This is a genomic window from Flavobacterium sp. CFS9 (assembly GCF_041154745.1).
Taxonomy (GTDB): Bacteria; Bacteroidota; Bacteroidia; order Flavobacteriales; family Flavobacteriaceae; genus Flavobacterium.
In genome coordinates this window covers 1,353,921-1,377,156 of the sequence record NZ_AP031573.1, presented here as the reverse complement: position 1 = coordinate 1,377,156, position 23,236 = coordinate 1,353,921, and the positions used below count along the sequence as shown (strand labels likewise).

General features: G+C 35.6%; 23 protein-coding genes. 13 read left to right on the top strand and 10 right to left on the bottom strand.

Annotation, left to right across the window (positions count from 1 at the left end):
• The first annotated feature begins 491 nt into the window (after window positions 1-491).
• From ACAM30_RS06080 to ACAM30_RS06065, 4 genes are all read left to right on the top strand, one after another.
• Complete coding sequence (locus tag ACAM30_RS06080) at window positions 492-1,337, top strand: alpha/beta fold hydrolase (RefSeq protein ID WP_369617665.1); 846 nt, start codon at window positions 492-494, stop codon at window positions 1,335-1,337.
• 5 nt (window positions 1,338-1,342) lie between these two features.
• Window positions 1,343-1,816: an RNA polymerase sigma factor gene (locus ACAM30_RS06075; RefSeq protein WP_202703224.1), complete on the top strand. Its 474-nt coding sequence runs from the start codon at window positions 1,343-1,345 to the stop codon at window positions 1,814-1,816.
• The gene (locus tag ACAM30_RS06070) at window positions 1,803-2,399 is read left to right on the top strand and encodes a hypothetical protein (RefSeq protein ID WP_369617664.1); all 597 of its coding nucleotides are present in this window, start codon (window positions 1,803-1,805) and stop codon (window positions 2,397-2,399) included. The genes ACAM30_RS06075 and ACAM30_RS06070 overlap by 14 nt, the downstream gene beginning before the upstream one ends.
• 136 nt (window positions 2,400-2,535) lie before the next feature.
• Window positions 2,536-3,222, top strand: a complete 687-nt coding sequence (locus ACAM30_RS06065) for a zinc metallopeptidase (RefSeq protein WP_369617663.1) — start codon at window positions 2,536-2,538, stop codon at window positions 3,220-3,222.
• A 185-nt stretch (window positions 3,223-3,407) separates the two neighbouring features.
• Here the strand turns inward: ACAM30_RS06065 and ACAM30_RS06060 are convergent, their stop codons facing one another.
• The 3 genes from ACAM30_RS06060 to ACAM30_RS06050 all read right to left on the bottom strand — a co-directional run bounded on the left by ACAM30_RS06060 (window position 3,408) and on the right by ACAM30_RS06050 (window position 5,559).
• A complete protein-coding gene (locus ACAM30_RS06060) occupies window positions 3,408-3,878 on the bottom strand; it encodes an Lrp/AsnC family transcriptional regulator (RefSeq protein WP_017496220.1) in 471 nt (156 codons plus the stop codon).
• A 248-nt stretch (window positions 3,879-4,126) separates the two neighbouring features.
• Window positions 4,127-4,876 carry a uroporphyrinogen-III synthase gene (locus ACAM30_RS06055; protein ID WP_026109960.1) on the bottom strand — a complete coding sequence of 250 codons (750 nt, stop codon included), beginning with the start codon at window positions 4,874-4,876 and terminating at the stop codon, window positions 4,127-4,129.
• A 14-nt stretch (window positions 4,877-4,890) separates the two neighbouring features.
• A complete protein-coding gene (locus tag ACAM30_RS06050) occupies window positions 4,891-5,559 on the bottom strand; it encodes a DUF4271 domain-containing protein (protein WP_369617662.1) in 669 nt (222 codons plus the stop codon).
• Window positions 5,560-5,664: 105 nt separating this feature from the next.
• On the opposite strand from ACAM30_RS06050, the gene ACAM30_RS06045 reads away from it, so the two are divergent.
• The 3 genes from ACAM30_RS06045 to ACAM30_RS06035 are packed head-to-tail and all read left to right on the top strand — an operon-like array spanning window position 5,665 to window position 8,212.
• Window positions 5,665-6,390, top strand: coding sequence for a polyprenol monophosphomannose synthase (locus tag ACAM30_RS06045; RefSeq protein WP_369617661.1), 726 nt, complete (start codon window positions 5,665-5,667; stop codon window positions 6,388-6,390).
• 10 nt (window positions 6,391-6,400) lie between these two features.
• Entirely contained in the window at window positions 6,401-7,741 is a 1,341-nt protein-coding gene (locus ACAM30_RS06040; RefSeq protein ID WP_369617660.1) for a dihydroorotase, read from the top strand.
• Window positions 7,742-7,750: 9 nt separating this feature from the next.
• The gene (locus ACAM30_RS06035) at window positions 7,751-8,212 is read left to right on the top strand and encodes a DUF4296 domain-containing protein (RefSeq protein ID WP_369617659.1); all 462 of its coding nucleotides are present in this window, start codon (window positions 7,751-7,753) and stop codon (window positions 8,210-8,212) included.
• Here the strand turns inward: ACAM30_RS06035 and ACAM30_RS06030 are convergent, their stop codons facing one another.
• Complete coding sequence (locus tag ACAM30_RS06030; protein ID WP_369617658.1) at window positions 8,213-9,214, bottom strand: NAD-dependent epimerase/dehydratase family protein; 1,002 nt, start codon at window positions 9,212-9,214, stop codon at window positions 8,213-8,215.
• A gap of 155 nt (window positions 9,215-9,369) precedes the next feature.
• On the opposite strand from ACAM30_RS06030, the gene tyrS reads away from it, so the two are divergent.
• The 3 genes from tyrS (at window position 9,370) to ACAM30_RS06015 (ending at window position 11,771) form a co-directional block, all read left to right on the top strand.
• Window positions 9,370-10,665: a tyrosine--tRNA ligase gene (gene tyrS / locus ACAM30_RS06025; RefSeq protein ID WP_369617657.1), complete on the top strand. Its 1,296-nt coding sequence runs from the start codon at window positions 9,370-9,372 to the stop codon at window positions 10,663-10,665.
• A 241-nt stretch (window positions 10,666-10,906) separates the two neighbouring features.
• Window positions 10,907-11,122, top strand: coding sequence for a helix-turn-helix domain-containing protein (locus tag ACAM30_RS06020; protein WP_369617656.1), 216 nt, complete (start codon window positions 10,907-10,909; stop codon window positions 11,120-11,122).
• A gap of 58 nt (window positions 11,123-11,180) precedes the next feature.
• A complete protein-coding gene (locus ACAM30_RS06015; protein ID WP_369617655.1) occupies window positions 11,181-11,771 on the top strand; it encodes a uracil-DNA glycosylase family protein in 591 nt (196 codons plus the stop codon).
• 65 nt (window positions 11,772-11,836) lie between these two features.
• Here ACAM30_RS06015 and ACAM30_RS06010 read toward each other — a convergent pair whose 3' ends face one another.
• From ACAM30_RS06010 to ACAM30_RS05995, 4 genes are all read right to left on the bottom strand, one after another.
• Window positions 11,837-12,817 (bottom strand): acyl transferase, encoded by a 981-nt coding sequence (locus ACAM30_RS06010; protein WP_369617654.1) that lies wholly within the window; start codon window positions 12,815-12,817, stop codon window positions 11,837-11,839.
• A 153-nt stretch (window positions 12,818-12,970) separates the two neighbouring features.
• On the bottom strand, window positions 12,971-13,309 hold the full coding sequence (locus ACAM30_RS06005; protein WP_017496209.1) for a T9SS type A sorting domain-containing protein: 339 nt from the start codon (window positions 13,307-13,309) through the stop codon (window positions 12,971-12,973).
• Between the two features lie 107 nt (window positions 13,310-13,416).
• Window positions 13,417-14,598: a hypothetical protein gene (locus tag ACAM30_RS06000; RefSeq protein ID WP_026109957.1), complete on the bottom strand. Its 1,182-nt coding sequence runs from the start codon at window positions 14,596-14,598 to the stop codon at window positions 13,417-13,419.
• Window positions 14,599-14,813: 215 nt separating this feature from the next.
• Window positions 14,814-17,588, bottom strand: a complete 2,775-nt coding sequence (locus ACAM30_RS05995) for a TonB-dependent receptor (protein WP_369617653.1) — start codon at window positions 17,586-17,588, stop codon at window positions 14,814-14,816.
• 230 nt (window positions 17,589-17,818) lie between these two features.
• On the opposite strand from ACAM30_RS05995, the gene ACAM30_RS05990 reads away from it, so the two are divergent.
• The 3 genes from ACAM30_RS05990 (at window position 17,819) to ACAM30_RS05980 (ending at window position 21,303) form a co-directional block, all read left to right on the top strand.
• Window positions 17,819-18,502 carry a response regulator transcription factor gene (locus ACAM30_RS05990; RefSeq protein ID WP_133526253.1) on the top strand — a complete coding sequence of 228 codons (684 nt, stop codon included), beginning with the start codon at window positions 17,819-17,821 and terminating at the stop codon, window positions 18,500-18,502.
• Window positions 18,503-18,741: 239 nt separating this feature from the next.
• Complete coding sequence (locus tag ACAM30_RS05985; RefSeq protein ID WP_369617652.1) at window positions 18,742-19,821, top strand: sensor histidine kinase; 1,080 nt, start codon at window positions 18,742-18,744, stop codon at window positions 19,819-19,821.
• Between the two features lie 174 nt (window positions 19,822-19,995).
• The gene (locus ACAM30_RS05980; RefSeq protein WP_369617651.1) at window positions 19,996-21,303 is read left to right on the top strand and encodes a porin; all 1,308 of its coding nucleotides are present in this window, start codon (window positions 19,996-19,998) and stop codon (window positions 21,301-21,303) included.
• Here the strand turns inward: ACAM30_RS05980 and ACAM30_RS05975 are convergent.
• Window positions 21,300-22,376: a glycosyltransferase gene (locus ACAM30_RS05975; protein WP_369617650.1), complete on the bottom strand. Its 1,077-nt coding sequence runs from the start codon at window positions 22,374-22,376 to the stop codon at window positions 21,300-21,302. The two genes, ACAM30_RS05980 and ACAM30_RS05975, sit on opposite strands and share 4 nt — an antisense overlap.
• A 239-nt stretch (window positions 22,377-22,615) precedes the next feature.
• Window positions 22,616-23,206, bottom strand: a complete 591-nt coding sequence (locus ACAM30_RS05970) for a hypothetical protein (RefSeq protein WP_369617649.1) — start codon at window positions 23,204-23,206, stop codon at window positions 22,616-22,618.
• Between the last annotated feature and the right edge of the window lie 30 nt (window positions 23,207-23,236).

The window sequence follows — 23,236 nt, the reverse complement described above, 5'->3', positions numbered from 1 at the left end:
CCGAAAGGAGACTCGAGCGATAGCGAATAGACGGAGTAAATCACACAAAAGATTCGACAAAGATTGGAGATATTTTTTGCGGAGTTTCAAGTGCGGTTTCTCCTCCGTCGAAAGGACAAAAGCTAGGGGTGAATGCTTTTTTGAAACAGCTCCAGCGGAGCGAAATATCTGTAGAAAATGCAATTTTCCGGCATCAAAAAGCTCCAGGGGAGCGGAACATACATATTTTAGGCAAACCCCGTTTTATAGTTTTTTGTGTTGACCCGAATTGATACAGCAACGTGAAAAGATAATTTTTTAAAAAAAAAAATAACTAATGTTCTCGAGTGTCTTAGCCTCAGTAAAAACGGAGGGTTCGAGCTTGTGAACTGAGGTTAAAATCTGAATTTTTGAGAGTGAAATTTATTTTTTTCAAAATAATCTGTAACATTTTAAAACATCTCGTATCCAAAAGGCGAATTTAACTATTAAACCATTTAAAATTATTTATCATGAAAAAGTATATCATCTTAGTTATCGCCTTATTATTTTCAGCAGTATGTTTAAATGTATTTGCACAAAACAAACAATATCCGTTTGAAGTTCTTAAAACCGGAAAAGGAAAACAAGCCGTAGTATTTATCCCTGGATTTGCTTCATCAGGAGATGTGTGGAAGGATACCAGAGCTAGTTTAGAAAAAGATCATACTTGTTACACACTTACGATGGCAGGTTTTGCCGGAGTGAAACCACAGCCAAATGCAAGCTTCAAAAATTGGGAAACTGAAATTGCAGACTTCATTAAAACAAATAAAATCGAAAAGCCAATTGTAATTGGTCACAGTATGGGTGGGGGATTTGCATTGGCTTTAGCAGCAGATTACCCGGAATTGGTAGGTAAAATTGTTGTAGTAGACGCACTTCCGTGTATGGCAGCTCTGATGGATCCTAATTTTAAATCAAAAGAAAATAACGACTGTTCGTCAATGGTGAACCAGATGACAGCTATGACGGAGCCTCAGTTTTTAGACATGCAGAAAAAAACAATGCCAAGACTGGTTCAGGACGCTTCAAAAATCGATATGATAGTAGACTGGAGTGTAAAATCAGACAGAAAAACATTTGCCGAAATGTATTGTGATTTTTCTAATACCGATTTAAGAGAAAAAATCTCACAAGTAAAATGTCCTTCATTAATTTTACTGGAATCTTATTTTGTAAATTTAAAACCTGCTATTGAAGGACAGTATCAAAATTTAAAAAAGGCTAATTTTCAATATGCCGGTAAAGGGTTACACTTTATTATGTATGATGATGCAGCGTGGTATTTAAATCAGGTGAATAATTTCGTAAAATAGTACTAATGGAATTTGAAGTTATCTATAAAACGTATTGGGATAGAATTTTCAGGCTTTGCATGGGTTTTGTCAACGATTATGATATTGCTCAGGATTTGGCTCAGGAGACTTTTGTTATTGTCTGGCAAAAACTGGACACTTTTAGAAATGAGTCCGGCATAGGAACATGGATTTTTAGGATAGCTTCTAATAACTGTTTGCGGCAAATCGAAAAAGAAAAACGTTTTCTTAAATCAGATCTTCCGGTGAATTTGCAGGAAGAGAAACAACAATCGTTAGAACCGCAAATCCAGTTTTTGTACCAGTGTATTGCTGAATTGCCTGAAACGGAACGTATTATTATTTCGCTAGAACTTGAGGAGGTAAAGCAGGCGGAAATTGCTAAAATTGTGGGGCTTTCGGAAGCAAATACAAGAGTGAAAATTCACAGGATAAAGGAAAAACTGACTCAAAAATTTAAGGAAAATGGACCAAAATAACAATATAGACTTCAAAGATTTGTGGAAAAAACAATCCGTAAATCAGCCCGATATGAAAGACTTATTGGGAAGATTGAAAGAATTTAAAGCGGCTGGCCTTCGCCATCTGTGGATTACCAATATGCTGCTTTTCGCAACTACCGCATTTATTGTTTTTGTCTGGTATTATTATCAACCGGAATTTATTTCTACGAAAATAGGAATTGTACTGGTGATTTTGGCGATGATAATGTATGTTGGTGTTTATAACGGATTGCTGGCTGGTTATAAAAATATCGATACCACACAATCCAATCAGGAGTATCTGCAACGCTTGATTCTAATCCGAAAAAAGCAGCAGTTTATGCAGTCGACGATTTTGAGTTTATACTTCATTTTATTGGGTGTCGGGATTGGCTTGTATATGTACGAGTATACTTTGAGAATGACTCTTGTTTATGCGTTGCTAACATATGGAGTGGTATTGCTTTGGATAGGAGTGAACTGGTTTTACATTCGTCCGAAACAAATTAACAAACAACAAGCAAAAATCAACGATCTGATCGGGAAATTTGAAGAAGTCAATAAGCAACTGGAGTTGTAGAGAGGTTTTTTAGTTTTTGTAAAGTTGCTTGAGAAATATCCTGACGCTAAAATGTCAAAATGACATTTTTTGAATTTGGTTCAGAATTTGCGGTTTGTTCTGTAAATTTAGTAATCAATCAAAAAAAAACAAAGATATGGGAAGTGGATATTTAATTCTTGCCGGAGCAATTATGTTGTTCAGCTGGATAGTGAGTTCAAGGCTCAAGAGTAAATTCGAGCAGTATTCTAAGTTACAATTAAGAAATGGAATGAGTGGCGCCGAAATCGCCGAAAAGATGCTGGTAGATAATGGAATTAGAGACGTTCGTGTTATTTCGACACCTGGTCAGTTAACAGATCATTATAATCCCGCAGACAAAACCGTAAATTTAAGCGAGGTAGTTTACAACGAACGCAATGCGGCTGCGGCTGCTGTGGCTGCACACGAATGTGGTCATGCGGTACAGCACGCTGTTGGTTATGAGTGGTTGACAATGCGCTCCAGATTAGTGCCAATTGTAAGTGTTGCATCCAATTATGTACAATGGATTTTATTAGCCGGAATTTTAATGATCAGAACCTTTCCGGGGCTACTGCTGATAGGAATTATCATTTTTGCTGCAACAACGTTATTTACGATTATTACGCTGCCGGTAGAATATGATGCCAGTAACAGAGCATTGGCCTGGCTGAAGAATAAAAATATGCTGACGCAGCAAGAACAGGCGGGAGCTAAGGATGCGTTGAAATGGGCTGCCAGAACTTATGTTGTAGCTGCTATTGGATCGATCGCAACGCTGTTATACTATATCTCGATTTATTCCGGAAGCAGAAGGAATTAAAGATATAAAATTCAAATTTTTAAAAATCCAAGTTCCAACTTTGTTGGGTTTGGATTTTTTTTTTTTTTTTTTTTTTTTTTTTCGCGCCGAATTCACAAGGAATTTAAATATTTAGTGAATTCGTGGCGGAAACTTTGAGTAAATCACTTTGGAATTTGGAATTTCAAAGATTGGGATTTTGTTTTTTAAAGCTGAATCTGCCTGTCAATCTGTTGATCCAGTGAAATAAAGGTTTCTGTTCTGGAAACACCTTCTATTGCCTGAATTTTGGTATTTAAAAGTTGCATTAGGTGTTCGTTATCGCGACAGATGATTTTGATCAATACCGACCAGTTTCCGGTGGTGTAGTGGCATTCTAAAACTTCGGGGATTTTTTTTAGATCTTTTACCGCTTCAGAGTTTCTGGAGGCTTTGTCCAGGTAAACCCCAACAAAGGCCATGGTGTTGTATCCCAATACTTTTGGGTTAACGGTAAATTTAGAGCCTGAAATAACACCCGATTGTTCCAGTTTTTTTAATCGCTGATGAATCGCAGCTCCGGAAATACCTATTTTGTTGGCGATTTGCAAAATGGGTTTTCGGGCATCGTCCATTAAATAGCGCAGGATTTCTTTGTCAATACCGTCAATTTCGATAATAAGGGAGTTGATTTTCATTGGAGTTTTGATTTGAAACTAAATTCAGTTATTTGATTGTAGTTGTAAATCAAATGTACTCAAAATGATTTGAAAATAAAATTCCAAAGTCTGGATGGAAGCTGAAAATATTGCGCTTTTCTCTTTCTTAAAGTTTTTAAGATTTTGACAAATAGATTAGGGTAGGATTTTGGTCAAAAAGAAAAATTCCAAATCTCAACTCTAAAGTTGAAATTTGGAATTTTAAAAATTGTTATTTTCTAAAAGGATTACTTTCCTTTGTTTGCTTCTGCGATATATTTCTCTAAAGCCATCGTCATTGAAGGCGTTTCAGGAGTTGGAGCAAGAATGTCAATTCTTAAACCGTGATCAAGCGCTTCTTTTTGAGTTGTGCTTCCAAAAACAGCAATTCTCGTATCGTTTTGTTTAAAATCAGGAAAGTTTTTAAACAATGATTTGATTCCGGTTGGACTGAAAAAAGCTAAAACATCGTAGTAAACATCAGCCAAATCAGATAGATCGCTCATTACTGTTTTGTAAAAAACAGCCTGTGCCCAATCTACTTTAAGATTGTTTAATGTTACAGGTGCATCAGCATTTAACTGATCAGACGCCGGTAATAGGAATTTTTCGTCTTTGTATTTTTTGATAAGCGGTGATAAATCTGCAAAGTCTTTTGCTCCCACGTAAATTTTACGCTTTCTATACACAACATACTTTTGCAGGTAGAATGCAACAGCTTCAGATTGGCAGAAATATTTCAATCCTTCAGGAACTTTATAACGCATCTCATCTGCTACTCTGAAAAAATGATCTACCGCATTACGGCTCGTCAAAATGATTGCAGTATAATGATTAAGATCGATTTTTTGTAATCGGATCTCTTTTGCATTAACCCCTTCCACATGAATAAATGGTCTGAAATCAATTTTTATTTTGTGTTTTTGTTGGAGCTCAAAGTAAGGAGAATTTTCCACTTTAGGTTCAGGCTGTGACACCAAAATTGTTTTCACTTTCATATTATAAACATTTACTAAGCCGCCTCTTTTGTAATCCAATAATACATGAAATAATAAGGGGCTATTTCAAGAGCGCAAAGATATAAAATAAAATAAAATAACTTGCTGATTATTGCATTTTGATACGTTTTTATTGAAATAAAATAAGAGTACAGGCTAATACACAGTGAAATAGCGATTATTGCCAACGGTACAATCTGAGGAATATTGTCATAATAAAACAAAACTGCATTGACAGGAAGGATTAAAACGCCTATATAAGTCCTGTAAGTTACTTTTTGTAAGTTAAAAAGTTCTGCAAATTCATCGATGTTGAATGAAGTGGCTACAATTTTTTCAATTAAAAATTTTCCCAGAATAAAGTAAAGTAAAAAAGTAGCAAGCTGAATGAATAAAATCCAGTCTGTTTTTGATGCATATCCAAAAATGTGCATGGTAAGCTGGATGAAAAAAGCATAGGAAACAACCTGTACAAAAAATAAACCAACAGTAAAACTGCTTCTTAGGTGATTGTTGTCGCGATAGATTTTAGCATACTTGTCAGAAAAAATAAGCTTGCTGAATTCGCTAAATCGGGTTTCATAAGCTGATTTAGTCATGGCAACAACCGCAAAGGTCAACACGAATAAAAGTGTCGCCCAGTCTTTGTTTTCGATAATTCGGGGGTGAAGTTGTTCAATCATAGCGATGCAAAATTAGTAATTTTTTGCGTCAATACTTTTATTATATATTTATTATGAATCAAATGCTATAAAAAGTTTACTTTTGCGGTGAAATTACTCAGAAAAATGAATGATTGTATTGTCATAATCCCCACTTACAACGAAATCGAAAATATTGAAAGCATAGTTAGAGCTGTACTTTCGCAACACAAACCTTTTCATCTTTTAATTATTGATGATAATTCGCCTGATCATACTGCCAATAAAGTAGTCGCATTACAGGAAGAATTTCCAGGACGGTTATTTTTAGAGAAGAGAGCCAAAAAATCCGGTTTAGGAACGGCCTATGTTCATGGTTTTAAATGGGCATTGGAGCGTCAGTATAATTTTATTTTTGAAATGGATGCTGATTTTTCGCATAATCCCAATGATCTTGAGAAATTGTTTGATGCCTGCCATTTTGGTGGAGCAGATTTAGCGATTGGTTCCCGATATGTAACAGGGGTGAATGTTGTAAACTGGCCTTTAAGCCGTGTTTTGATGTCATATTTCGCTTCGGTGTATGTGAAATTTATTACCGGAATGAAAATTCACGACGCAACAGCAGGTTTCGTTTGTTACAAACGCGAAGTGCTGGAAAAAATCAATCTCAACAAAATTAAATTCGTGGGTTATGCGTTTCAAATTGAAATGAAGTACAGAACCTACTGTGCTAAATTTGAAATTAAAGAGGTTCCGATTATCTTTACTGACAGAACAAAAGGAGTTTCTAAAATGAGTAATGCTATTATTAAAGAAGCTATACTGGGAGTAATTTCACTTCGATTGAAAAAACTAGTCAATACTTTATAAAGCTATGAAAATGAATAAGGTTCTAATAAAAAATGCCAAAATTGTAAACGAAGGATCTATTTTTGAAGGAGATGTTTTAATCGAAAACGATCTGATTGTTGAAGTGGCAGACAGCATCAGTTTAAAAACATCCGATTGTAAAGTAATCGATGCAGAAGGGAATTATTTAATTCCGGGGGCAATTGATGATCAGGTTCATTTTAGAGAACCGGGGCTAACACACAAAGGAGATATCGAGTCAGAGTCAAGAGCTGCGGTAGCCGGAGGAATTACATCTTTCATAGAGCAGCCCAATACAGTTCCGAATGCTGTAACTCAGGAAATATTAGAAGATAAATATCAGGTGGCAGCAGTGAAATCATTTGCGAATTATTCGTTTATGATGGGGGCAACTAACGATAATCTGGAGGAAGTTCTAAAAACAAATCCAAAGAATGTTGCCGGAATAAAGATCTTTTTAGGATCGTCAACCGGAAATATGCTGGTAGATAATGAGGCTGTTTTAGAGAAGATTTTTTCAAGTACGCCGCTTTTAATCGCAGTACATTGTGAAGACGAAACAACGATAAAAAATAATTTACAGCTTTACAAAGAACAGTATGGTGATGATATTCCGGTAACGGCACATCATTTAATTCGTAGTGAAGAAGCTTGTTATATTTCTTCTTCAAAAGCGGTAGCATTAGCAAAGAAAACGGGAGCGCGTTTGCATATTTTCCACCTTTCGACCGCGAAAGAAATGGAATTGTTTACGAATAAAATTCCACTTGAAGAAAAGAAAATTACTGCTGAAGTTTGTGTGCATCACTTATGGTTTACAGACGAAGATTATAAAACCAAAGGGAATTTTATTAAATGGAATCCTGCGGTAAAAACAGCAGACGACAGAAAAGCATTGTGGGAAGCTTTGAATGACGGACGTATTGATGTAATTGCAACCGATCATGCTCCACATACTAAAGAAGAAAAAATGCAGCCTTATGTGAATGCTCCATCCGGCGGTCCGCTTGTGCAGCATGCGGTTGTGGCTATGTTTGAAGCGCATCACCAAGGAAAAATTACGGTGGAGAAAATTGTGGAGAAAATGTGCCACAATCCGGCTAAACTTTTCAAAATAGAAAAAAGAGGTTTTATCAAAGAAGGTTATTTTGCCGATTTAGTGATTGTAAACCCAAGTTTGCCATGGAGCGTGAAGCCTGAAAATATTGTGGCGAAATGCGGTTGGTCACCTTTTGAGAATTTTACCTTTAAGTCGAGAATTACACATACTTTTGTAAACGGTGAAATGGTTTATAATAACTTTAAAGTAAAAGACATTCGCGCAGGAAAACGTCTATTGTTTGACAGATAAAAAGCTGAAATGAAAAATTTTATAGTAATAATATTGGTATTGTTTCTTTCTGTAAGTTGTAAAAAAGAGCTGGTCAAACAGCCTGCAAAGCTTATCGAGAAAGATAAAATGATTGATATTATGTATGATTTGTCTATCCTTGAAGCTATGAAATACCAGCACCCGGTTTCGGCAGATTCAGTTGAAACCAGTCCTACTGCTTTTATTCTGAAGAAATATAAAGTGGATAGTGTGCAATTTTCACAAAGTAACCGTTACTACGCAGCCGATTACGAGAATTATAAAAGTATATTCGACGAAGTAGGAAAGCGTTTGGCTGTTAATCAAAGAGCTACAGATTCGATTGTGAAAATTGAAGAGAAGAAAGCAGCAAAAGAAAAGAATAAAGCTGTAGCGAAAGATACGATCAAAAATAAGCTGAGTAAGACAAGTCTGGACTCTATCCGAAAAACAACACGATTAAAGAGATAATTAAAGTCTCGAAACATCTTTTATGTACTCATGTACATCCTGAAAAACCGTTCCCAGAGCGGTTTTTATTTTTTCATTAGAATACAAATTAGTTGAATAGGAAGCCTTTGCAGTTGCTTTTGTGAGACGTCTTTTTTGAAAAAATAAGGTTGAAAAAACTCCGTCAGCAACCCAGAGAAAATTCATGAATAATGGCGTGGCATGAATAGTAGGTCTTTTTACTTTTAAAGCATCGGCGATCGTATTCAGGATGTTCTTAAAAACAATATTGTCGGCGATTAAAGTAAAGCGTTCGTTTTTAATGTCGCTTTTCATTAATTCACTGGCAGTTTTCACAACATCAGTTATAGTAACAAATCCGGTACTTCCAAGAGTGTAAAAAGAAAGACCGTTTGCAACTTTGATATAAAGTTCTGCGCTTCCTTGTATATGGGTTTTCTTCTTTGGGATTGGCCCTAAAATAACACCCGGATTTAAGATAATTACATCTAAACCTTCCTGTAAGCCACGCCAGACTTCCATTTCGGCTCCATATTTAGAAATCGCATAATCACTATGAGGTTTTTCGGGATTCCAGTCCGTTTCTTCGGTGATGTAAGTTTCGTGAGCTGCTAAATCACCCAAAGCAGCGATAGAGCTTATAAAACAAAACTTTTTTACTTCTTTGGCGATAGAAAAATTAACCATATTGGCAGTTCCTTCGATATTAGTCTTTCGAAGCAATTCTTCGTCTTTTGGATCAAATGAAATTAAAGCAGCACAATGATAAACGTAATCAATACCTGAGAATGCAGTTTCCAAAGAGGGAACATCCAGAATATCGGCTTCAAGCCATTCTATTTTTTCAAACAAATCTGCTTTTTTGTACAGCTCAAAAACCGATTTGGTTTTTTGAATGTTATTTTGAGTTCTGTAAATAGCCCGAACGTTTTCTTCATTCTCAATCAGATGAAGTAATAAATGTGCGCCAACTAAACCTGTACCTCCAGTTACTAATACCATGTTGTAAAGATAATTTTTTGCTTTGAAGGTGCAAAGGCGCAAAGGCTTAAAGTTGCAAAGGTTTTTATTAGCCCTATTGATTTGTAGTTGGGATTATTATTTGCTTTTTGATATTGCAGTTCACAATCCTTATATTTGCACAAATTATTTTAAAAATGAAGAATCTAGTTGAAGAATTAAAGTGGCGCGGGTTATATCATGATAGCATGCCAGGAACGGAAGAACAATTGCTAAAAGAGGTAACTGCTGCTTATATAGGTTTTGACCCAACAGCAGATTCGCTGCACATTGGCAGCATGGTTCAGATTATTTTATTGGTTCACTTAAAGAATTTCGGACATCAGCCTATCGCTTTGGTGGGAGGTGCAACCGGTATGATCGGGGATCCATCGGGAAAATCTGATGAAAGAAATCTGTTGAACGAAGAAACTTTGGCTAAGAACGTTGCCGGTATCAAAAGTGTTTTGTCGCGTTTTCTTGACTTTAATTCAAAAGAAGCAAATGCTCCTGTTATGGTAAACAACTATGACTGGATGAAAGAATTCTCATTTATTGATTTTGCACGTGAAGTTGGAAAACGTATCACGGTAAATTATATGATGGCCAAGGATTCTGTTAAAAAGAGATTTGCCGGAGACGGTGTAGGAATGTCTTTTACAGAGTTTACTTATCAGTTAATTCAAGGTTACGATTTTTATCATTTATATAAAAATAACAATTGTGTACTTCAAATGGGAGGTTCGGACCAATGGGGAAATATCACCACCGGAACAGAATTAGTGCGCAGAATGGGAGGAGAAAGTGCAAAGGCTTTTGCATTGACAACACCATTAATCACAAAAGCAGACGGATCTAAATTCGGAAAATCTGAAGGTGGAAATGTTTGGCTGGATGCTGATAAAACTTCCGTATATAAATTTTACCAGTTTTGGGTGAATTCTACTGACGTTGATGCAGAAAAATACATCAAAATCTTTACTTTTCTAGATAAAGAAACGATTGAAGCTTTAATTGAAGAGCACAGAACGGCTCCGCATTTAAGAGTTTTACAAAAGAAACTGGCAGAAGAAATTACCATTTTTGTTCACTCTGAGGAAGAATTGGAAAAGGCAATTCAGGCGTCGAATATTTTGTTTGGAAATTCTACAGCCGAAGATCTGAAAAAACTGGATGAAGCTACTTTTTTAGAAGTTTTTGACGGTGTTCCTCAGGCTGAGATCGCAAAAGCTGATTTAGAAAACGGATTGGAGATTATTACAGTTTTAAACGAAAAAACGGGTTTTTTTAAATCAAACGGAGAAGCGAGACGTGCTTTAACTGCAAATTCGATCTCGGTGAACAGAGAGAAAATAAAAGAGGACTTTGTTTTAACCACAAATGATCTGATCAACAATCAGTTTGTGTTGTTGCAAAGCGGAAAGAAGAATTACTTTGTGATTAGAGTAGTGTAAGTCGTTTAATTGTTTAATTGTTTAATGGTTTAATCGAGGAGTATGAAATCCGATTAAACCATTAACCAGATCAACGATTCAATTTTTAAAGACCGTTTCAATACTAAATTTTGAGACGGTTTTTTTTATCTGTTTTTTTTAGGTATTTTTTTTGCTTAGCAGCGTTTTTTAAAATTGCATATCCGATTTTCGGTATAATTGTTCTTTTTTACTAGATTTATGTCTATAAAAGCAGATAATAATGACAGAATTAGGATTATTTTTTTCTAGAAAATCAGTAAATCGTTCAGATGTTTCCCGTAAAACCGAAATTAGTAAAACTCGCTTGAGTGAATTAGCGAATAACACTAGTACGAAATTACGAGCAGACGAATTGTATTTGATTGCATTGGCAATTGATGTAGATCCATGTGAATTATTAAAGGATGTTTGCAAAGGACTTAAACTTGTCGATTAAGGAAAAAGGGTAGCAGAGTGATCACAGGAAGGTGTTTTAGTTTAAATGATTGATCATTATGGAAGAGCTTTTGGAACAAATTAGAAACTGCCGTGTTTGTGAAGATTATCTGGAAGACGGTGTCAATCCCGTCGTTGCAGCCAGCAGAAATAGCAAAATTGTAATTATTGGACAGGCACCTGGACGGATTGTGCACAATACTAATATTGCATGGAATGATAAAAGCGGGGATAATTTGAGGAATTGGCTGCAAATTGATAAAGTAGTATTTTATAATACGGATAAGATAGCATTGATGCCAATGGGGTTTTGTTTTCCGGGTACAGGAAAGACTGGAGATCTACCTCCACGACCAGAGTGCGCACCATTATGGCATAAAAAAGTATTGAGATTAATGCCGGATGCAGAACTTGTTTTATTGATAGGGCAGTATTCGCAGAAATATTATTTAGGTGATAATGCCAAAAGTACACTGACCGAAACGGTACGAAATTTTGAGGATTATTTACCGTACTATTTTCCCTTGCCGCATCCGTCACCAAGAAACAATGTCTGGCAGGCTAAAAATGAATGGTTTCAGGAAAAGGTTTTACCTCAGTTAAGAGAAAAGGTCAAAGTTATATTAGATGACAGCTCTTTAAAGAAATAAGTTTCATCTTAGAATGTATTTTTTTTTTGCGATTAAACGATTTCAACAAATCAACAATTAAACCTTTACAATACCATCAAATTACAGCCGCGAATATCAGAATTATCAAAACGTCCCAATACTTCGAAAGAGTTGTTGGGATTTTTTTTGCCTAAATCCTGAGTAGCGATAAAGGAACATGAGTTAATGTTGGCCAAATCAATCACATTGATTCCACCGGTTTTTCCGTCTTTTAGATAGGTTAAGGCATCTTCAGGATCACGAACCAAAATGTGCATCCATGAAGGGCATTCAAATACGCCTTCGCCTAAAGAATACGCCTGAGCTAAAAGTTCGGTCATGCCATATTCTGAATGAATAGCCGAAACGCCAAAACCTGCACAAAGCTGTTCGTGTAATTCCTCGCGAATCATTTCTTTTCGTTTACCTTTCATGCCGCCCGTCTCCATAATAATAGTATTCTGAAGATTGAATTGGTGTTTCTCAATCAAATCGAGTAAGGCATAAGTGACACCAATTAAGATTACATTTTGACCGGATTCGTCCAAAGCAGTCAGTTTTTTGATAAGGTCGTCGTGATTATGCAGGTAAAACCCACTTTCAGGCTGATTGGAGAGTTTTATTAAATCTTCGACCATGTAGATTAACGAAGAGCCATCACGTTCGAGATAAGACGGTAAAAGCGCTAAAACAACGTAATCTTCGATATTGCCGTAAAATTGTGAAAATCCGTTACGGTAACTCTCTTCATAAAGATTTACATCGGTAACGATATGCCTGCTGGTAATTGCGCCCGTAGTTCCGCTGCTGGTAAAAGTTACCTGAGCCGGATCATTGTTGGAAACGACATTATGACTTTTGAAAAACTGAATGGGTAAAAAAGGAATTTGTTCCAATGATTTTACCTGTTGTGGATTTACTTTTAAAAAATCGCAAAAATCACGATAGACAACGTTATTCTCATGTTGAAAACGAAACACTTTTAGTGCTATTTTTTCAAATTGTTTCTGACTCGAAATGGTAAATATATCGTGGGCTGTGATCAAAACTTTTTTTGTGCAAAGATATTGTTTTTAATATTTAGTCACAGTTTTCAGTTACAGTTTTCAGTTGCGGTTTTTACAGTTTCTACGAAACTGAGAACCGGGAATGGGACTGAAAACTAAAAAAGCTCTAATGAAAATTAGAGCTTTTGTGTTTTATCGAATAATGAGTTTTCGTGTTGCCGAAGCATTTTCTTCGCTTATTTTGATGATGTAAACGCCCGGAACGAGATCAGAAACGTTTAACTCTCGGGAACTTAAATGTGTTTGAAGTACTTTTTTACCCAGAACATCAAAGATGATAATCTCTTTTTCTAAATCATTTTTAGAGGAGATAGTTACTTTTCCACCGGTCACGGGGTTAGGGTACAGGCTTAGACCCTCAATGGTTGCTACCTGTTGAGGTTTTGGTAATTGCTTACTGTCTTGTGCCGAAACACTAACAGTAAAGAAAAAAGCCAATAAGAAAGTAATATAAAAGTAATTTTTTGCCATCGCGTTATTTTGGTTACTGTAAATATACAAAAAAAAGTACAAAAATTGCACCAAAAAAAAACATCCTAAATATTTAGGATGTTTTTAACAGTTTATATTGTAAGTGATTAGAAACCAACTGACCATCCAGCAGCCCATGTTGGAGCTAATACTCCATTTCCAGCTCCGGTAGCAGTAGCCGATTCTGTAACAATAGCACTTACGTTAGCAGAAGAAGCGTCTGTTTTCTTTCCTTTAGTTTTTACAGGTACATCATTAGCAAATAATACATTTGATACTTTTAATGCAGTTCCAACAAAAGCAATAGTTTCGTCGTTTTCAACATCGATTCCGGTTGCCCATGCACTTAAAACTACGTTTGAGATAATAGCTTTAGTTCCTCTTCTTAATTTGATTGCTTGGTTTTCAGCGAAGTTAGCAGCAGCTGCAGTACTTCCAGGTCCAACAAGAGTTAAGTTTGTGATAGTAGGATTAGCGATTGGAGTGAAAGCATATCCGAATTCGAAGTTATCGGCTTCAATTCCTCTGTTTCCTTTTCCGAAGTCTAATTTACCATACCAGTTTTCGTTGATACCATTCCATCCTTCAGTCCAGTCAAATTGATCATCTTCGTTACCGATAGAGATTAAGTTTTTAGTATTTACAGATCCTCCGAAGAATTCGAATCCGTCATCAGCACCGTAGTAAGCTTCAACGTTTTCAACGATTGTTCCTGAACCTACTCCAAAGAATGAGATTCCGTTAAATTCTTTTTCAGAGTTGAAAGCAGCTCCAGCGTATTCAATTCTTAAATATTTGATAGATCCAGAGTTATCAGCAGAGTTAGTTCCACCATAAGTCAATTCAGCAACTTCAGATGTAGCAGTACTAGCACCACCAGTTACACGGTTGATTGGAGCTTTACCACAAATTACTAAACCACCCCATTTACCAGCTTGTTTTACAGAAGCAGTCATGATAACTGGTTTTGCAGCTGTACCGTTTACGTTTATTTTTGCACCTTGTGCAACTGATATATATGCCGCAGTTCCTCCAGTACCTTCAATAACCGTTCCTGCAGGAATTGTTAAAGTTGCTCCGTTTTCTACTTTTATAGCTCCTGTCAATTTATAAGTTTTAGTAGCATCAAGTATTACTTCTCCATCAGTGATCTTTCCTTGAAAGTTAGCAGGGTCGGCAACAAACGTCGAAGTAGGTGCTTTTTTATCGTCATCGCTACTTGAACAGCTTGTAAGTAAGCCTCCTGATAAAGCAATAACTGTAACAAAGTTTAAAATTGATTTTTTCATAATCGTTTTAATAATTTTTTTGTGTGTTTAATTTCTTGATGCAAAGATGGATTAGAAATCCTTTCCGGATGTTAAGCAACCGTGATTGTTAGTTTAATAAAATGAAGCTTTTATATTAACTAAATGTTAACTACTTAACACATTGTTTATAGTTGAAAGAACAAAAAAAGGACAGTACGCAGACTGTCCTTTTTTACTAATTCAATTTATATGGCTTAGAACTCGTAGCTAAATTGTAAGCTTAAGTTTAAACCTTTTTTGTAGCTCAAAACATTTACATCACCAGATTGATTTTCCTGAATTCTGTTAACTGTTGGGTCAAGAATGTTTTTTACAACTAAACCAAGACCATAGTTTTTACTCAGTTTTGCTTTTGCAATGAAATCTAATGAACCAACCGCTTTGTCAACCAAGTCTCCTTTTTCAAGTGTACCAATTGCGTTAACACGATCAGAGAAATAATTGTAAGCCAAAGTTGTAGTCAGGTTACTGTTTTTATCATTCCACTCATTGTAGAAAGAGATGTCAGCATTTAGTAAGAAAGGAGAAGCTCCTGTAAATTTACCTGTTGTATTTGTAAAAGTAGTCGGACGTGTTCCTTCAGTTTCTTTCAAAACCTTTTCGTCGTCTAATTGTTGTTTGCTGTACAAGTAAGATAAGTTAATACCTCCCGTTAACTTCTTTGTCTGTTCACTGTCAAAGTTAAAAAGTACTTTTTTGTACTCTAATTCAGCTCCGGCTACATATCCATAATCTCCAGAGTTTACATATGAAATATCATTTGTAGAAGAGTTAATGATTACCTCATTAATTGGATTCAAAATGTATTTTCCAAAAGCCGTTACAGAGAAAACTTCGTCACTTTTTGGAAAAACTTCCCATTTTAAGTCAAAGTTGTAATCGTCTGAAGCGTATAAAAATGGATTACCAACTTTAGCCTGTAAAAAGTCCTCATAAATAAAAGGAGATCTTTCTTTGAACTGAGGTAATGTATACGTTTTACTGAATCCTAAACGTAAATTTTGTTTTTCGTTAAGTTCATACTTTAAAACTACACTTGGTAAGAAAGCTGTTTTTTCTAACTTATCGCTTCCTCCTGCAGGATCTAATTGTGTACTCCATTCCACATTTTGTGTGATAACTTCAGCTCTTAATCCTAGTACTGCTGTGAATTTAGGATTGAATTTGTACTCTGTATTTAAGAAACCACCGTTGATCGTTAAATCTCCACCGTAAGTTTGCGGATCCAATGCGTTAGGAACTTCAGGTCCTCCACGGAAAGTTGAAATTGTGAAATAGTTGTTCGCTAAGTTTTGTTGGTTGTAGAATAAATCTAAGTTGTTTGGGTCAACAATATCACCGGTGTGAGACACTGGAAATGTTGTGGTTTTAAGGTTGAATTGAGTAGCCTCAAAATCTCTGTTTTTAAACCTTCCGTTGTATCCTAAAGTGAATTTTCCTTTGAAATCACCTTCGTCATTTTTGTTAAACTTATAGTTTACAGACAAGTTTGCAGCCAATTCGTTTTCTTTTAAGTCCTGAAAGTAACGGTTGTTGTTTGGTGCAGATTGAGAGTTGATTACATAACCACCATTCACTTTGTTCATAGTGTTGTAAGTTCTGTCTGGAATGTTTTGGTTTACAATATTGTAAGAACCTCCCCAGTTCAGTGTACTTCTTTCGCTTAGTTTGTGCTCTCCCAATAATTGATTTACCCACAAAGCTGTTTTTTCGTATTCATTTCTGCGAATATATCCGTTTCCTTCATTGGCAAGATCGACAATATATCCAGATGACTCTTCTCTCTTTTGTGCAGAAGTATTGATGAATAAAGAGTTGAAGTTAATTTTGTTGCGATTGTTGATTTTGTATCCGGCATTAAACATTCCTGTTGTGTTAGTGCTGTAGGCCAGGTAGTGGTAATCTAAATCTTTTCCGGCAACACCAGCAGCATTTACACTCGCTCTGGCAGTTCCGTTTGTTCTTGACGAATACTCATTTGAGAAAGAAGCAGTTCCAAATACGGTAAGTTTTCCTTCACTTCCAATATTAAACGAATCTCCACCTGAGATTCCGAATGAACCTGCTAAAGGAGTTTTCTTCTCAAATTGAAGCGTGTTGAAATTGTATTGATTCAATGGATTGTTTGGAATTTCAGCTTTACTAAATCCAAAAGCATTTGGGCCTTTTTGCAGGCTAAAGTTGTTTTCACCAAGAGCATTTGTGTTTACTTTTGATTCCACATCAATTTTAAAAAATCCATTTCCTTTGTAATCTTTAGAGATAATATCAACATTTCCTCCAGCAAAATCTCCAAAGAACTTACCGTTGTAAACTTTGTCAATCGATACATATTCGATAATGTCAGTAGAGAAAATATCTAAATTGATGTTTTTCTTTTCAGGATCGTTTGATGGAATTGGCAAACCGTTCATTGTAGTTGAATTGTAACGGTCCCCTAAACCTCTTACGAAAATATTGTTTGTTCCTTCCTGTTTGGTAATACCAGTCGTTTTTACAACAGCATTGGCAACATCACTAACTCCTTTTTTAGAAAGCTCCTGTGCTCCGATAGATTGTTTAATATCAACAGCATTTTTCTGTTCCAATAGCAGTGCAGATTCTTTTTGTTTGTTTACGGCAGATGATTTTACTACAACATCTTTAAGTGTAAAACTTCCTGATGAAAGTACCTGATTTACAGTGATGGTTTCATTTGCTTTTACAGTAACTGGCTTTTCTACAGATTCATATCCAACGAAACTAAAAATAATGATATAATTTCCCGGATTTACATTTAAGGAATATTTTCCCTCAATGTCAGTGTTTGCGCTAATGTTTGTTCCTTTAAGTAAAACATTTGCAAAAGGTAGAGCTTCATTGTTGGTTTCTTTGTCGGTTAATACACCAGAAATCGTACCTTTGTTTTGTGCGATCGAAATCGTACAGATGAATAATGTGATAAATAGAAATTTTAAATTGAATTTCATTTCAGTGTTGTGTTTAAATTTTTGTGCAAAGAAAAAGACGCTGTGTAAAGTTCATGTTAGCCACTTGTTATGTTTTCGTGTTGCGTAGATTATCAAATTGTTACCAGATTAAATTACCGTTAACCGCAATTTTTAACGGTCGTTTTATTAGTATATTTACCATCTCAAATGAAAATCATCGAATGTATAATAAAGAAAATTTGATGTAAAAATCTCAATTTTTGCTATTTATGAAAAAAACACAAACCAAGATTTTACTAGTTGACGATGAACCAGATATCTTAGAAATCGTTGGCTATAACCTTGCTCAGGAAGGCTACCAGATTGTAACTGCCTCTAACGGAAAAGAAGCAATTGCAAAGGCGCAGAAAGAATTGCCGGAATTGATTATTATGGATGTAATGATGGCAGAAATGGACGGAATGGAAGCTTGCGAACACATTAGAAAAATTCCCGAATTAAATAATGTTATCATAACATTCCTTACAGCAAGAAGTGAAGATTACTCACAAGTGGCTGGTTTTGATGCAGGTGCAGATGATTATATCACCAAGCCAATAAAACCGAAATTATTGGTCTCCAAAGTAAAGGCTTTGTTAAGAAGGTTAAAAGAACAAGAAGTCGTAACTGATACCTTAAATGTAGGCGGAATAGAGATTAACCGTGAAGAATATAAGATTATTAAGGGTAATGTTGAGATTGCCTTACCAAGAAAAGAATTTGAATTGTTTTACCTGTTAGCCTCAAAACCGGGGAAAGTTTTTAAAAGAGACGAAATTCTCGATAAAGTCTGGGGGAATGAAGTGGTTGTAGGAGGAAGGACTATTGATGTTCATATTCGAAAACTTCGCGAAAAAATTGGAGAAGATCTTTTTAAAACAATAAAAGGAGTAGGGTATAAATTTGAAGTTTAGCTTTTTAAACTGCTGAGGTTCTTAGAAGTTAAGTTGCTAAGAATTTTGGTTAAGATTTAAATTCATCCAAATTGTTTTAAAAACATTCAATACATTTAAACCATATAAGAATTGAAGTTGGTGTAATCTTCATTTTCTTATATGGTTTTTGAGTTATTCCTTTTTTGCTTTTGCTCAGGAGAATGGAGCTCAAAAACAAAGCTTAATTTTCTTAATCTCTTAATGGTTCAATAATTTCAATGAAAATTAATTTTAAAAAAACATACAAATTTGCCGTAAAGTCGGCATTATACATAAGTCTTTTCGCTACGGGGTTTGTGATGATACTGATGTCTTTGTTTTATAAAAATCAATTAAAGTATCAATTTGTATTCGGGATAATCTTTATAATATCCATTTATGCGTTTTCATTCCTGGTCCTGCAATATCGTGTGGAGCGTTTTATTTATCGCAGAGTCAAGAAGATATACGATGAGGTTTCGCTATTAGAGACCACAACACTTATCAATCAGCCTATAACTACCGACATGGAAACGCTTTCGCGCGAGGTGAAAAAGTTTGCTACCGATAAAAAATTGGAAATTGAAATGCTGGAGATCAGGGAGCAATACCGACGTGAGTTTCTTGGAAATGTTTCGCATGAGTTAAAAACACCTTTGTTTACTGTTCAGGGGTATGTTTCGACGTTGCTGGATGGAGCGATGGAAGATAAGAACATTCGAAAAAAATATTTAAAGAGAGCTGAAAAAGGTGTTGAACGATTGATTTATATTGTAGAAGATCTGGACATGATCACCAAATTAGAATCAGGGGATCTGGATTTAATTATGACTGATTTTGATATCGTAGAACTGATTCAGAACGTTTTTGATTTACTGGAGATGAAAGCCGATAAAAAGAAAATTAAACTGGCTTTTGAGAGTAAGAATGTTAAATCAGTAATCATTCGTGGTGATAAGGACAGAATTCAGCAGGTTTTGGAAAATCTGATCGTAAACTCTATTAAGTATGGTAAAGAAGGTGGTTTAACTGAGGTGGGAGTGGTTAATCTAACCAAGAAAAAAGTACTGATCCGTATCAGTGATAATGGTGAAGGTGTTGAAAAACAAAACATTCCAAGGCTTTTCGAACGTTTTTACAGAGTCGATAAAAGCGGAACCCGATCAGAAGGCGGTTCCGGATTGGGATTGGCTATTGTAAAGCATATTATTGAAGCACATAAAGAGAAAGTATATGTAGAAAGTGAGTTCGGAATTGGTTCTGAATTCTCTTTTACGCTTGAAAAAGCAAATAAAACAGTAAAAGCTGAAGTTAAATAATTGTAAGCTTGTTGGAGCGAAGTGCCATGAAATCTAGTGTTTTAACACTAATGAAATTTACATAACCATTTCGCAACAATTCCTTTTTGTTATAGTAACACCTTGTTAATGATATCTTAACATAGGTGGTGGATCTTTGCATTCGAAAAATTAAGGGATCAGAAAACAAAAAGAATGAAAATAAGACTAATAGCAATTCTGTTGCTAATTACTTGTGTATCAAATGCACAGGATTTAAGTAAAGAAGAGGTGAAAAAAGAAGTAGTACGACTTCTGGATTCAATCAACAAAGCAAAAGTATCGCATACCGAATCCGAAAAGAATGATGAAGATGAAAAGGATAAAGATCGTTGGTACGACAAGATTTCTTTAAGAGGATATGCGCAAATACGGTACAACGGTTTGTTTTCTACAAATGATAAAGTATCGTGTGATCAGTGCGACAGATCCTGGGGGACAACTTCTACAGCCCCGAATGCAAAAGCAAACAATGGTTTATTTATCAGACGTGCACGTTTGGTGTTTTCCGGTCAGGTTCATCCTAATGTATTTTTCTATTTTCAACCTGATTTTGCCAGTTCACCGGTAACCGGAGTTCAGAATTTCGTTCAGGTTCGAGATTTATATTTCGATCTTTCTTTTGATAAGAAGAGAGAATATAGAGTACGTATAGGACAGAGTAAAATTCCATATGGTTTCGAAAACATGCAGTCAAGTGGTCAGCGATTGGCTCTGGATCGTAACGATGCGATGAACAGTGCGATATTAAACGAACGTGATTTAGGAATGTTCTTTTACTGGGCCCCGGCTGAAATCAGAGAACGTTTTGAAATGTTAGTAAAAGACGGTTATAAAGGTTCAGGTGATTATGGTGTTTTCGCTTTTGGAGTTTACAATGGGCAGATTGCAAATAGATTAGATGGAAACAGAGATTTAAATGTGGTGGCAAGAGTAACGTACCCATTTGTAATTGGAAGTCAGATTATCGAACCCGGAATTCAGGCGTATACCGGAAAATGGGCTTTTTCAGGTGAAATTTCATCAGGAGTTAAAGTGAACAATTCACAGCACGTAAAAGATCAAAGGATAGGAGCAACATTTGTACTATATCCAAGACCTTTCGGAATTCAGACCGAGTACAATATTGGTAGAGGACCAAGATACAATGCTGTGACTAATTCAGTAGATGAAACAGATTTAGATGGGGGGTATATTATGCTGAATTATAAGTTAGACATCAAAAAACAACATATTTATCCTTTTGCTAAATTTCAATATTATGACGGAGGAAAAAAATACGAGAAAGATGCCAGAAGTTATGTGGTCAGAGATTATGAAATTGGTATCGAATGGCAGCCTTTAAAAGCCTTTGAACTTACTGCGGAATATGTGATTGCCGACAGAACTTTCATAGACAGCGCACTTCCTGTAAACAGACAGCAAGGAAATTTATTGCGTTTGCAGGCACAGTTTAACTTCTAATTTTCATCCTCAAAAACGGTAAACAGAGCATCCCAGTCTATGGTATCGTTAAATTGAGTCAGACCTTTAAACGACTTTACTTTTGAAAGATCTTCAATCGTAAAGTCGTCTTGCATTGCATAAGGTACTAAATTTTCTTCCTGAAGTTTTATCGCCAGATATTCCTGCTCGTATTGGCCGGGAGTTGGAATGAAAAAGGCTTTCTTGCCTAATTTTGCCAAATCCATTACAGTCGTATAACCGGAACGGCATAAAACAAATTCACTTTCGTTAAAAGTCTGTTCCAACTGTTTAGAGTTCATGAAATTGTAATACGTAACATTTCCGGCTTGCCATTTCGTTTGTATTTTTTCTACAATACCCTGAACAAATACTACTTTGCCTTTATAATTGACAACTTCTTTCTGTAGTTTTTCATCCAGAAAAGTACGTTGAGGTTCAGGTCCTGACAGGATAATCATCAGATCATATACCTTCGGAGTGTCCTTTTTGCGCATTCTGCTTAATGGACCAATGTATTTTAATTTTAGATCATCTGTTTTAAGATGCCCCAATTCTCCGGTTAGATTTACCGTGTCATTGGTGTCCGGAACCCAGCATTCTGTATATTTTTTTATAATATGCTGATGGCATTTACTGGTAAACCAGGTTGTATTTCCGGTCATGACATTCAATTGATGTGTCATAAAAACAGAAGGAACTTTTTTACTGAAAACTCCCAGTCGGTTATCCGAAATAATACCGTCTATTCCGTGTTTTTTAATCCAGCTTTTTACAATTTTCTTTTCGTCGAGAATGGCGGTAATCATTTTTGGAAGATTTTTAATCAGCTTCCATTTGAAATTTTTAGCATTCTTGGCGTATTCGATATGATAAGATGGTAATTCAAGGGTTTGAATGTAGGGAAACTCTTTTCGTAACAATGCTAACGCAACACCGTCAGAAGCAATTATCGGGATGTAATTGTTTTCCTGAAGCGCTTTTATAATAGGGATGCATCTTGTCGCATGACCTAATCCCCAGTTTAATGGAGCAACTAAAATTGTTTTGTTCGCAGAATAGTCAATGCTCATAATGTAACACTTTTTAAAAACGAAGATAAAGAAATATGCTTTTTATGTTATTTCGTGCGTATTACTAAATTATTAACTCTATAAGGCCGCTCAGCCCATATAATTCGTTGCCTAGGCCGTGGAATTAGTAGTGTTTGGAAGGAAAAGTTACTTATATGTTAACGAATATTTGGTTTATTAATAGACAAAAAAAAGGAGTTACTGTAAGTAACCCCTTTCAGATATTGGTAAAATAAATTTTAATCCTGAATATAGGTTTTATTTCCATTTTTATTAATATAGTATTTACCGCCTTTTGGTCCGGTATATACTTTCTTTCCATTGTATTCACCAGTAACTTTATCGGCTACTTTTGGAGCTTTTTCATTTGTTTCTTTTATTGTTTTCGAAGCTGTTTTTTTTGCAGCAGCGGCGTCTTTTTGTGCTGCTTTTGAAGCTTCAGTTGCTTTTGCGGCTGTTTTTTTTGCGTCCGCTTTTGCATTGGCGGCTTTTGTGCTTGCACTTTTTTCAGCAGTTTTTGTAGCTTTTACAGCATCAGTTTTTGCTTTTGTTGCTTCGCTTTTAGCTTTAGCAGCCTCTTTGTCTGCCGTTTTTTTAGCTGCGCTTGCAGACTCTTTTGTTGCTTTTGCTGCTGCTTTGCTGGCGTCGTCAGCTGCCTTTTTAGATTTTGCAGTTTCTTTTTTGGCGTCCGCTTTCGCTTTATCTGCCTCGGCTTTTTTCTTTTTCGCAGCAGCTTCAGTTTTGCTTTTCACTGCTTTTGTAGTTACATCTTGCCCATAGAAATTAGAAGACAGAAGAACTACAAAACAAAGTACTAATAATTTTTTCATAATGTTACAAGTTTAAATTCCTACTAAAAT

Excerpts from the sequence above, each read along its gene's own strand:
- ACAM30_RS06080 (WP_369617665.1), top strand. The coding sequence starts at position 492 with ATGAAAAAGTATATCATCTTAGTTATCGCCTTATTATTTTCAGCAGTA.
- ACAM30_RS06075 (WP_202703224.1), top strand. The coding sequence starts at position 1,343 with ATGGAATTTGAAGTTATCTATAAAACGTATTGGGATAGAATTTTCAGG.
- ACAM30_RS06070 (WP_369617664.1), top strand. The coding sequence starts at position 1,803 with ATGGACCAAAATAACAATATAGACTTCAAAGATTTGTGGAAAAAACAA.
- ACAM30_RS06065 (WP_369617663.1), top strand. The coding sequence starts at position 2,536 with ATGGGAAGTGGATATTTAATTCTTGCCGGAGCAATTATGTTGTTCAGC.
- ACAM30_RS06060 (WP_017496220.1), bottom strand. The coding sequence starts at position 3,878 with ATGAAAATCAACTCCCTTATTATCGAAATTGACGGTATTGACAAAGAA.
- ACAM30_RS06055 (WP_026109960.1), bottom strand. The coding sequence starts at position 4,876 with ATGAAAGTGAAAACAATTTTGGTGTCACAGCCTGAACCTAAAGTGGAA.
- ACAM30_RS06050 (WP_369617662.1), bottom strand. The coding sequence starts at position 5,559 with ATGATTGAACAACTTCACCCCCGAATTATCGAAAACAAAGACTGGGCG.
- ACAM30_RS06045 (WP_369617661.1), top strand. The coding sequence starts at position 5,665 with ATGAATGATTGTATTGTCATAATCCCCACTTACAACGAAATCGAAAAT.
- ACAM30_RS06040 (WP_369617660.1), top strand. The coding sequence starts at position 6,401 with ATGAATAAGGTTCTAATAAAAAATGCCAAAATTGTAAACGAAGGATCT.
- ACAM30_RS06035 (WP_369617659.1), top strand. The coding sequence starts at position 7,751 with ATGAAAAATTTTATAGTAATAATATTGGTATTGTTTCTTTCTGTAAGT.
- ACAM30_RS06030 (WP_369617658.1), bottom strand. The coding sequence starts at position 9,214 with ATGGTATTAGTAACTGGAGGTACAGGTTTAGTTGGCGCACATTTATTA.
- tyrS (WP_369617657.1), top strand. The coding sequence starts at position 9,370 with ATGAAGAATCTAGTTGAAGAATTAAAGTGGCGCGGGTTATATCATGAT.
- ACAM30_RS06020 (WP_369617656.1), top strand. The coding sequence starts at position 10,907 with ATGACAGAATTAGGATTATTTTTTTCTAGAAAATCAGTAAATCGTTCA.
- ACAM30_RS06015 (WP_369617655.1), top strand. The coding sequence starts at position 11,181 with ATGGAAGAGCTTTTGGAACAAATTAGAAACTGCCGTGTTTGTGAAGAT.
- ACAM30_RS06005 (WP_017496209.1), bottom strand. The coding sequence starts at position 13,309 with ATGGCAAAAAATTACTTTTATATTACTTTCTTATTGGCTTTTTTCTTT.
- ACAM30_RS06000 (WP_026109957.1), bottom strand. The coding sequence starts at position 14,598 with ATGAAAAAATCAATTTTAAACTTTGTTACAGTTATTGCTTTATCAGGA.
- ACAM30_RS05995 (WP_369617653.1), bottom strand. The coding sequence starts at position 17,588 with ATGAAATTCAATTTAAAATTTCTATTTATCACATTATTCATCTGTACG.
- ACAM30_RS05990 (WP_133526253.1), top strand. The coding sequence starts at position 17,819 with ATGAAAAAAACACAAACCAAGATTTTACTAGTTGACGATGAACCAGAT.
- ACAM30_RS05985 (WP_369617652.1), top strand. The coding sequence starts at position 18,742 with ATGAAAATTAATTTTAAAAAAACATACAAATTTGCCGTAAAGTCGGCA.
- ACAM30_RS05980 (WP_369617651.1), top strand. The coding sequence starts at position 19,996 with ATGAAAATAAGACTAATAGCAATTCTGTTGCTAATTACTTGTGTATCA.
- ACAM30_RS05975 (WP_369617650.1), bottom strand. The coding sequence starts at position 22,376 with ATGAGCATTGACTATTCTGCGAACAAAACAATTTTAGTTGCTCCATTA.
- ACAM30_RS05970 (WP_369617649.1), bottom strand. The coding sequence starts at position 23,206 with ATGAAAAAATTATTAGTACTTTGTTTTGTAGTTCTTCTGTCTTCTAAT.